The 9878-nt window shown below is 65.1% G+C and carries 8 protein-coding genes; 3 read left to right on the top strand and 5 right to left on the bottom strand.

Going from position 1 to position 9878, the window contains the following annotated elements; translation table 11 throughout:
- The coding region (locus ABI213_RS04320; protein WP_348026201.1) for a sugar phosphate isomerase/epimerase at window positions 1-907 on the top strand (907 nt) is incomplete at its 5' end.
- A gap of 20 nt (window positions 908-927) precedes the next feature.
- The gene (locus ABI213_RS04315) at window positions 928-3381 is read left to right on the top strand and encodes a glycoside hydrolase family 3 C-terminal domain-containing protein (RefSeq protein ID WP_348007353.1); all 2454 of its coding nucleotides are present in this window, start codon (window positions 928-930) and stop codon (window positions 3379-3381) included.
- 30 nt (window positions 3382-3411) lie between these two features.
- On the opposite strand, the gene ABI213_RS04310 is transcribed toward ABI213_RS04315, so the two are convergent.
- The 3 genes from ABI213_RS04310 to rarD all read right to left on the bottom strand — a co-directional run bounded on the left by ABI213_RS04310 (window position 3412) and on the right by rarD (window position 5603).
- Window positions 3412-4062: a response regulator gene (locus tag ABI213_RS04310; protein ID WP_348014781.1), complete on the bottom strand. Its 651-nt coding sequence runs from the start codon at window positions 4060-4062 to the stop codon at window positions 3412-3414.
- Between the two features lie 7 nt (window positions 4063-4069).
- Window positions 4070-4573 carry a hypothetical protein gene (locus ABI213_RS04305; RefSeq protein WP_348007351.1) on the bottom strand — a complete coding sequence of 168 codons (504 nt, stop codon included), beginning with the start codon at window positions 4571-4573 and terminating at the stop codon, window positions 4070-4072.
- Between the two features lie 160 nt (window positions 4574-4733).
- Window positions 4734-5603 (bottom strand): EamA family transporter RarD, encoded by an 870-nt coding sequence (gene rarD, locus ABI213_RS04300; RefSeq protein ID WP_348026199.1) that lies wholly within the window; start codon window positions 5601-5603, stop codon window positions 4734-4736.
- Between the two features lie 205 nt (window positions 5604-5808).
- Between rarD and ABI213_RS04295 the strand changes: the two genes are divergently transcribed.
- Window positions 5809-6576, top strand: coding sequence for an SDR family oxidoreductase (locus ABI213_RS04295; protein WP_348026197.1), 768 nt, complete (start codon window positions 5809-5811; stop codon window positions 6574-6576).
- Window positions 6577-6767: 191 nt separating this feature from the next.
- Here the strand turns inward: ABI213_RS04295 and gap are convergent, their stop codons facing one another.
- The gene (gap, locus tag ABI213_RS04290; RefSeq protein ID WP_348007654.1) at window positions 6768-7766 is read right to left on the bottom strand and encodes a type I glyceraldehyde-3-phosphate dehydrogenase; all 999 of its coding nucleotides are present in this window, start codon (window positions 7764-7766) and stop codon (window positions 6768-6770) included.
- A gap of 70 nt (window positions 7767-7836) precedes the next feature.
- Window positions 7837-9843: a transketolase gene (tkt, locus tag ABI213_RS04285; RefSeq protein WP_348026203.1), complete on the bottom strand. Its 2007-nt coding sequence runs from the start codon at window positions 9841-9843 to the stop codon at window positions 7837-7839.
- Between the last annotated feature and the right edge of the window lie 35 nt (window positions 9844-9878).

The raw sequence follows: 9878 nt of genomic DNA, 5'->3' as shown, positions 1-9878 counted from the left end.
CAACCTGGCCCGCGCCGCCGAGAGCCAGACCTACTGCGACGAGGTCACCGGCCAACTGGCCGAGCACGGGCTGGTGATCACCGAGTTATCCACCCACCTGCAAGGCCAACTGGTGGCGGTGCACCCGGCCTACGATTTGCCGATGGACGGCTTTGCCCCCGAGGCGGTGCGCGGCAAACCGGCCGAGCGCACGGCCTGGGCCATCGCGCAGCTCAAGCTGGCGACCCAGGCCTCGCAGCGGCTGGGTTTGACATCGCATGCCACCTTCAGCGGTGCGCTGGCCTGGCCTTACCTGTACCCCTGGCCGCAGCGCCCGGCCGGTTTGGTAGAGGCCGCGTTTGACGAATTGGCCAAGCGCTGGCTGCCGATACTGGACGCGTTTGATGGTGCCGGGGTGGACGTGTGCTACGAGGTGCATCCTGGCGAAGACCTGTGCGACGGGGCCAGCTACGAGATGTTTTTGGACCGCGTGCACCAGCACCCGCGCGCCTGCCTGCTGTATGACCCCAGCCACTTTGTGCTGCAGCAGCTGGACTACCTGGCCTACATCGACCTCTACCATGACCGCATCAAGGCCTTCCACGTGAAGGACGCAGAGTTCCGCCCGAATGGCCGCACGGGCGTGTACGGCGGCTTCCAGAAATGGCAAGACCGGGCCGGGCGCTTCCGCTCGCTGGGCGACGGCCAGGTGGACTTTCGCGCCATCTTCAGCAAGCTCACCCAGTACGGCTACCGGGGCTGGGCGGTGCTGGAGTGGGAATGCTGCATCAAGCACCCCGAGCAAGGCGCGGCCGAGGGTGCGCCCTTCATCCAGGACCACCTGATCCGCGTGGCCGAGCGGGCCTTTGACGACTTCGCCGCCAGCGGCACCGATGCCGCCGCCAACCGCCGCATGCTGGGCCTGTAATCCAACAACCAAGAGACAGCATGCCACCGAACATCGAATCCCTGCTCGACCAGATGACGCTGGAGGAGCAAGTCGGCCTGCTCGCCGGGGCCGACTTCTGGACCACCGTACCCGTGCCGCGCCTGGGCATTCCGGCCATCAAGGTCAGCGACGGCCCCAATGGCGCGCGTGGCGGTGTCTTTAAAGACGGCCCCACGACAGCCTGCTTTCCGGTCGGCATCGCCCTGGCCTCTACCTGGAACCCGGCGCTGATCGAACAGACCGGTGCAGCCCTGGGGGCCGAGGCTAAGTTAAAGGGTGCCAGCGTGCTGTTGGCCCCCACCGTCAACCTGCACCGCACGGTGCTGAACGGCCGCAATTTTGAATGCCATTCCGAAGACCCCTGGCTCAGCTCCGAGCTGGGCGTGGCCTATGTGCGCGGCGTACAAAGCACCGGCGTGGCCGCCACCATCAAACACTTCGTGGGCAACGACAGCGAATACCAGCGCATGACCATGAGCTCGGACATCCCCGAGCGGGCCCTGCGCGAGCTGTACCTGCTGCCTTTTGAGCGCGCGGTCAAGGAAGCCGGCGTGATGGCCGTGATGACCGGCTACAACCGCCTGGACGGCATCTACGCCGCCGACCACCGGCGCCTGCTGCAACAGGTGCTGCGCGATGAATGGGGCTTTACCGGCCTGGTGATGTCCGACTGGATGGGCCTGCACAGCACGGTAGAAGGCGTGCTGGCCGGGTGCGACCTGGAGATGCCCGGCCCGGCGGTAGAGCGCGGTGCCAAGCTGGTGCAAGCCGTCAACGACGGTCTGTTGCCCCTTGATGCCGTACGTGCCTGCGCCCGCCGTGTGCTGCAACTCATAGCGCGCGTGGGGGCCTTTGCCAACCCTGGCATTAACGCCGAGCGGGCCGACGACCTGCCCGCCCACCGCGCGTTGATCCGCCGCCTGGGAGCTGAAGGCGCGGTGCTGCTGAAGAACGATGGTTTGTTGCCGTTGGCACCCCAAGCCGGGCAGACCGTGGCGCTGATCGGCATTGCCGCCGTCACGCCCCAGGCCATGGGCGGCGGCAGCGCCACCGTCAACGCGCACTACCGCATCGCCCCGCTGGCGGCCTTGCAGGCGCAATGCCCCGACACCACCTTCACCCACCACGCCGGGGCCGACATCCACCGCTACGTGCCGGTGCTGAACACGCCCATGCAGCTGGAATTCTTCAACAGCCTGGACTTCACCGGCCCGGTGGTCTGCCGCCAAACCGTGCACAACACCGAGCAGCTGTGGATCGACACCGTGGACGCAGCCGTGACCGGCGATGCCTTCTCGGCCCGCGCCACGCTGCGCTTTGTGGCCGAGTCGGCGGGTGAGCACCAGTTCTCGCTGGTCAGCGCGGGCCTGAGCCGGGCCTTCATTAACGGCCAGTTGGCGGTCGATGCCTGGAGCGGCTGGAGCCGGGGCGACACCTACTTCACCTTCGGCTGCAACGAGGTGCGCCACAGCCGCAGGCTGGCCCAGGGCGAGGTGTGTGAGGTGGTGGTCGAGTTCAGCACCGCCACACCCGTGTCCACCCCCATCCACGCGCTGCGTTTCGGGGCCTACCGCGTGCTGGGCGAGGCCGACATCGCCGCCGCCGTGGCAGCGGCCACCCAAGCCGACGTGGCCGTGGTGTTTGCCGGGCTCAATGCCGAGTGGGACAACGAAGGCCTGGACCGCAGCGGCATCACCCTGCCGCACAGCCAAAACGCCCTCATCGCCCGCGTGGTGGCCGCCAACCCGCGCACCGTGGTAGTGCTGCAAACCGGCTCGCCCGTCACCCTACCCTGGCTGGCCAATGTGCCCGCCGTGCTGCAAGCCTGGTACCCCGGCCAGGAATGCGGCAACGCCATCGCCGACGTGCTGCTGGGCACGGCAGAGCCCGGTGGCCGCCTGCCGCAAACCTGGCCGATGCAGCTGCAAGACACCGTGGGCTTTGGCAACGCCCGGCACTACCCCGGCGTGGACGGCCACGTGGTCTACGAAGAGGGCATCTTCATTGGCTACCGGCACTACCAGCAGAAAAACATCACCCCGCTGTTCCCCTTCGGCCACGGTTTGTCGTACACGCAATTTGCGTTTGGTGCGCTGCGTCTGGCCAGCACGGAGTTACAGCCCGGTGGCGAGCTGCTGGTGGAGATGGACGTGCAAAACGTCGGCCAACGCGCCGGGCAGGCCGTGGTGCAGCTCTATGTAAGCGACACCAGCGCCAGCCTGCCGCGCCCCGGGCAAGAGCTCAAAGGCTTTGCCAAGCTGACTCTGGCCGCAGGGGAAACGGGCACGGCGCAGTTCCGCCTGGGCATGCGGGCATTTGCGTTCTATGACGTGACCCGCGCGGCCTGGGTGGCGGAGGCGGGGGGCTACCAACTGCACGCGGGCACCTCGGTGGATGCGCGGCTGGCTTCGGCGGAAGTGACGTTGGGTGGGGAGTGGGTGTCGGCGGTGTAGGGATTGCGGAGGTGCCCGGTCCCCAACGCATCACGCCCCATCCGACAGCGGCAGCGCGCTGAGCAGCGTGCTGCCGGACGCGGTGATCTCGGCCACGCCAGCGGCCAGTGCTTCGGCCCGCAAAGTGCGGGCAGCCCAGGTACCGCAGAAGATGAAAACGGGGGTTTGCGGGCTGACCTGTTTGATCTTGCGGGTGAGGTCGATGCCCGCCTTTTCGCTCTCGGGCCGGCCCATGTCCGACACCACGATGTCGTAGTTCATCTTCTTGAATTGGGCCACGCCTTCGTCAGTGCTCAGCGCGGTATCGACCCGCACGCCGCGCTCTTCCAGCGAGGCAATCAAATAACTGTTGTTCTTGGGCTTGTCGTCCACCCACAGGATGCGCTTGCCGCTGGGGGCGGGCGGTGCCATCTGCAACACTTCTGGGACGGCACCCATGTTCAGCCGCTTTTCCAGCTCGGCCAGCTTGGCTTGCAGGTCGCTGACGATGGCGCGCTGCTGCTCGGAGGCTTCTTCCATGGTCAGCTCGTTGCCCGCCACCTTGATGGTGAACTTGCGCTTCAGCGCCGATTCGAGCAGGGTGCGGATCGGCACCTGGAGCTTGAACAACAGCAGGCCGAGCAGCACCGGCCAGGCCAGCGAAGCCAGCGCCGAAACCAGTTTGGCAATGTCGTCCATCATGGGCTCGCTATTTCGGGCACTTGCACAGCTTTTCCAGCGTGCCCATGCGCAGCAGCAGCGCGAACACTGCGGTCACCGGTACACCACCCAGGTAGAGCAGGTCGCCGCTGTAGGCCAGCAGCAGGGCCTTGATGGACGCGATATCCAGGGCGAAGGCGACCAGCTCATCGGCCTTGGTGGCCTTGGCCGCGCAATAGGCTTCGCAGAGGTAAGTGGCAATGTCTTTGCCTTCCTCGGCCATGGCCTTGAGCAGGCGTTCCAGCTCCTCGTGGATCTCCTGGGGCAGCTTGCCGCGGCCCGCGATCCACTCGCGCACGCTGGCGGCATCGGGTCGGAAGACATCGAAGCCATCCGGAATCTGGTACTTGGTTTCGGCGTGCTGGACCAAGGTGGTGTAGGCCAGGTAGGCGAACCAGCGCGCGGCGGGCTGGTCGGGCGGGGTGGCTGCCAGGACCTGGCCTACAGCGGCAATCTCTTCCGCCAACAACTCCAGTTCCAGGGTGTCCGCCATCGTGCTTCTCCTCGCTGCATACAGGCACTGTATTCCGCTGCGGATAGACAGGGAACCGGGTGGGCGGCAGTTTCATCCTCCAAATGGATGAAATGCAGAGTGCTCTATTTTGTATAGCTGCTCACGCTGCAGCCATCAGCACAGACGGCACTTTTTGTTCTCAATGCCCCTTGCGCCTCGCCGCCATCCACCCCTCCACGCTGTACACCCCCAGCGCCGCCCAAATCAGCACAAAGCCCGCCAGCCGCGCCATCTGGAACGGCTCGTGGAAGATCCACACGCCCAGGGCAAACTGCAGCGTGGGCGAGATGTATTGCAGGATGCCCAGGGTGGTCAGCGGAATGCGCCGCGCACCGGCGGCAAACAGCAGCAGCGGAATGGCGGTCAGCGGCCCGGCCAGCAGCAGCCAGGCGATGGACGAGGCATCGCCCTGCACCAGCACGCCCTGGCCCTGCGCGCTCCACCAGGCCAGCGCACCCAGGCCCAGCGGGGCCAGCAGCATGGTCTCCAGCGCCAGACCCTCCAGCGCGCCCAGGCTGGCCACCTTGCGCAGCAGGCCGTAAAAGCCAAAGCTCAGGGCCAGCACCAGCGAAATCCAGGGCAGGCGGCCGGTTTGCACGGTCAGCCAGAGTACGCCCGCCGCGGCCACGGCCACTGCCAGCCACTGGCCGGGGCGCGGGCGTTCGTGCAGAAACACAAAGCCCATCGCTACGTTAATCAGCGGCAGGATGAAGTAGCCCAGGCTGGCATCTACCACATGCTGGTTTTGCACCGCCCACACATAGGTCAGCCAGTTGCCCGATAACAGCAGGGCCGACAGCGCAAACGCCCCCAGCACCCGGGGCCGCAGTGCCCGCATCCAGCTCCAGTGCCTGCGCACCAGCAGCACGCCCAGCACAAACACCAGCGACCACACGGTGCGGTGCACCACCACCTCCAGCGCCGGAATACCCGCGAGCTGGTGGAAGTACAGGGGAAACAGGCCCCAGGCCACGTAGGCGAGGGTGGCGTAGACGATGCCGAGGTTCATAGGGGTTGGTTGCCTCCCCAGATTGCAGCGCTACGCATCCTGCGTTGGCGGTGGTGTGGGGTTGGGTTTTTAGATAAAAAGTGGCTGCAGTGCAGATGTTACCTGCGCAGGAAGCTATGGATTAAATAGCGTCCTGGTGGCTGTGGCATGCGGCGTGCTCTAGACTGGGTGCACCCCCATTCCAACCCTTGAAAGGACCCACCCCATGGCAGGCAGACTCGCAGGCAAGACGGCCATCATCTCCGGCGGTGCCACCGGCGCAGGCGGCGCGGCATCCAAACTGTTCGCCGCCGAGGGCGCGCGGGTGGCGATTTTCGACATCAACGTAGCCGCCGGTGAGGCGGTGGTGGCCGAGATCGTGCAGGCCGGTGGCGACGCGGCATTCTTCGCCGCCGATGTATCCGACCGGGTGCAGATCGACGCCGCGCTGGCAGGGGCCAATGCCCGCTTTGGGCCCGTGTCGGTGCTGTTCAACCACGCAGGCACCATCGTCGTGAAGCCGTTTCTGGAGACCACCGACGAGGACTTCGACCGGCTGATGGACATTAACGTGAAAAGCATGTTCATGGTGACCCGCGCCGTGCTGCCGCAGATGCTGGCCGCTGGCAAGGGCAGCATCGTCTGCACCGCGTCCATCTCGTCGGTAGCGGCCACGCCGCTGGAGGTGCTGTACTGCATGACCAAGGGTGCCTGCGCCATGCTGGCCCGCGCCGTGGCGGTGGAGTACCGCGACCGCGGCATACGCTGCAACGCGGTCTGCCCCGGATTCATCGACACCCCGCACGGCCAGCGCGAAATCGCCGCGCTGACCCAGCACGGCGTGGACGCCTCGGTCGCCGCCTTGTCGCTGCAGCAAGGCCGACTCTGCCAGCCCGAGGAAGTGGCCAAGGCGGCGCTGTTCCTGGCCAGCGACGAAGCCAGCTTCGTCAACGGCGCGCACCTGTTTGTGGACAACTGCTTTACGGCGGCTTGAAGCGGAAACAAAAAACGCGCCCGAGGGCGCGTTTTTCAAAATCAACTCCGCAGCTTGTTGCTACCCACCCAGCGGTGGGCATAACGGATCTCAGCCCAGGGAACCCGTGGAACCGGCTTTGCCGGGCCACTGGGTTCGCCCCCTGCAAGGGGGTTGGCGGAAACACGCAGTGTGGAGACTGGGGGTGTGCCTTATCCAGCAATCACGCGGGTCATTTCCAACACCTTGTTGGAGTAACCCCATTCGTTGTCGTACCAGCTGACCAGCTTGACGAAGGTGCCGTCCAGGGCGATGGAGGCATCTGCGTCGTAGATGGAGGTGCGGGCATCGCCACGGAAGTCGGTGGCGACCACCTTGTCTTCGGTGTAACCCAGCACGCCCTTCATGGCGCCTTCGGATTGCGCCTTCAGCTCGGCGTTGATTTCGGCGATGGTGGCCGAGGTGTTCAGCTCCACCGTCAAATCGACCACCGACACGTCGCTGGTGGGCACGCGGAATGCCATGCCGGTGAGCTTCTTGTTCAGCTCAGGAATCACCACACCCACAGCCTTGGCCGCGCCGGTGCTGGAAGGAATGATGTTTTCCAAGATGCCGCGGCCGCCGCGCCAGTCTTTATTGCTGGGGCCGTCCACGGTCTTTTGCGTGGCGGTGGCAGCGTGCACGGTGGTCATCAGGCCGCGCTTGATGCCGAACTTGTCGTTGATCACCTTGGCCAGCGGGGCCAGGCAGTTGGTGGTGCACGACGCGTTGGAGATGATGGCTTGGCCAGCGTAAGTCTTGTCGTTCACGCCATACACGAACATCGGGGTGTCGTCCTTGGAAGGTGCCGACAGAATGACCTTTTTGGCACCCGCGTCGATGTGCTTTTGTGCGGTTTCCTTGGTCAGGAACAGGCCGGTGGATTCGACCACGATGTCGGCACCCACGTCGGCCCATTTCAGGTTGGCCGGGTCGCGCTCTTGGGTCAGGCGGATCTTTTTGCCGTTGACGATCAGCACGCCGTTGTCTACCGACACCTCGCCCTTGAAGCGGCCGTGTACGCTGTCGTACTGCAGCATGTACGCCAGGTAGTCGGGCTCCAACAGGTCGTTGATGCCGACGATTTCGATGTCGTTGAAGTTCTGCACCGCAGCGCGGAACACCATGCGGCCGATACGGCCAAAGCCGTTGATACCAATTTTGATGGTCATGTCTCTATCTCCAGGAGTTAAATGCGGAAACTTGCACACAGGGCCCCGGTGCGATCCGGGGACCTTCGATTTACTTCTTCTTTTTCGCCAGTACTTTTTGCACCGTGGCGGCCACGTTCTCGGGCGTAAAGCCGAAGAGCTTGAACAGCACGGGAGCGGGCGCGGATTCGCCGTAGCGGTCTAGGCCGACCACCGCCGCGCAGCCGTATTTCCACCAGCCGTCGGTGACACCCATTTCGACCGCGATGCGTGGCACACCGGCGGGCAGCACGGCGGATTTGTAGGCTTCGGTTTGGCGGTCAAACACGCTGTTGCTGGGCATGGAGACTACGCGCACAGCGATCTTTTGCGCCGCCAGCAGGGCTTGCGCGGCGATGGCCAGTTGCACCTCGGAGCCGGTGGCGATGATGACGGCCTGGGCCTTCTTCTTCAGGCCGACGGCAGCGGGTTCGGACAGCACATAGGCACCGCGGCTGATCTCGCCCAGGTCGGACTTGGCAGCGTAGGCGATGTTCTGGCGGCTCAGCAGCAGGGCGCTGGGGCGGGTTGCGGTGTTCAGCGCTACGGCCCAGGCCACGGCGGTTTCAGCGGTATCGCCCGGGCGCCACACGTCCAGATTCGGGATCAGGCGCAGGCTGGCGGCGTGCTCGACCGACTGGTGGGTCGGGCCGTCTTCGCCCAGACCAATGGAGTCGTGGGTGAACACATGGACCACGCGCAGCTTCATCAGCGCGGCCATGCGGATGGCATTGCGGCTGTAGTCGCTGAAGGTCAGGAAGGTGCCGCCGTAGGGGATGAAACCACCGTGCAGCGCCACGCCGTTCATGATGGCGGCCATGCCAAATTCGCGCACGCCGTAGTTGATGTGGCGGCCACCGTTGCCCACGCCAGTCAGGCTGTCGAAGCGCAGGTTGGGTGTGGACTTGGTGTTGGTCAGGTTGGAGCCGGTCAAATCGGCCGAGCCACCCAGCATTTCAGGCAAAGCGGCAGTGAAGGCTTCCAGTGCCAGCTGCGATGCCTTGCGGGATGCCACGGTTTCCGCCTTGGTGTGGGCCGCAATCACGGTGTCCACGGCGGTCTGGGCAAAGCTCTTTGGCAGATCGCCCTTCATGCGGCGCAGCAGCTCTTTGGCTTCGGCTGGGAAGGCGGCTTTGTAGGCGGCGAACTGGGTGTTCCAGGCGGCTTCGCGGGCTGCGCCGGCGGCCTTTGCGTCCCAGGCGGCAGCGATGGGCTTAGGAATGGTGAACGGGGCGTAAGGCCAGTTCAGCACTTCGCGGGTCAGCTTGATTTCTTCTGCGCCCAATGGTTCGCCGTGCGCCTTGGAGGTGTTGGCGCGGTTGGGCGAGCCTTGGCCGATATGCGTCTTGCAGATGATCAGCGTGGGCTTGTCAGTGGACTTCTTGGCATCGGCAATGGCTTGGGAGACCACGGCGGCGTCATGGCCGTCGATCGGGCCGAGCACGTTCCAGCCGTAGGCCACAAAGCGCAGGGCGGTGTTGTCGATGAACCAGGGCGCGACCTGGCCGTCGATGGAGATGCCGTTGTCGTCGTACAGGGCGACCAGCTTGTTCAGCTTCCAGGCACCGGCCAAAGCGGCAGCTTCGTGGCTGATGCCTTCCATCATGCAACCGTCACCCAGGAAGGTGTAGGTGTGGTGGTCGACGATGGCATGGCCTTCGCGGTTGAATTCTTGCGCCAGCAGCTTTTCTGCCAGCGCAAAACCCACCGCGTTGGTCACGCCCTGGCCCCGCGGGCCGGTGGTGGTTTCCACGCCGGGGGTGTAGCCGTATTCTGGGTGGCCGGGGGTCTTGCTGTGCAGTTGGCGGAAGTTCTTCAGCTCGCTCATCGGCAGCTTGTAGCCTGTGAGGTGCAGCACCGCGTACAGCATCATCGATGCGTGGCCGTTGGACAGAATGAAGCGGTCGCGGTTCATCCAGTGCGGGTTCTTCGGGTTGTGCTGCAGATGCTGGTCCCACAAAGCCACTGCCATATCGGCCATGCCCATGGGCGCACCGGGGTGGCCCGAGTTGGCGGCTTGCACTGCGTCCATCGCCAGCGCGCGGATGGCGTTGGCCATGTCGGCCGACGGTTTGCCCGTGGCCTGCGCGGGTG

Origin of the sequence: Rhodoferax sp., from assembly GCF_039922535.1 — a bacterium.
Taxonomy (GTDB): domain Bacteria; phylum Pseudomonadota; class Gammaproteobacteria; order Burkholderiales; family Burkholderiaceae_C; genus Rhodoferax_B.
This window is presented reverse-complemented; position numbering and strand designations above follow the sequence as displayed.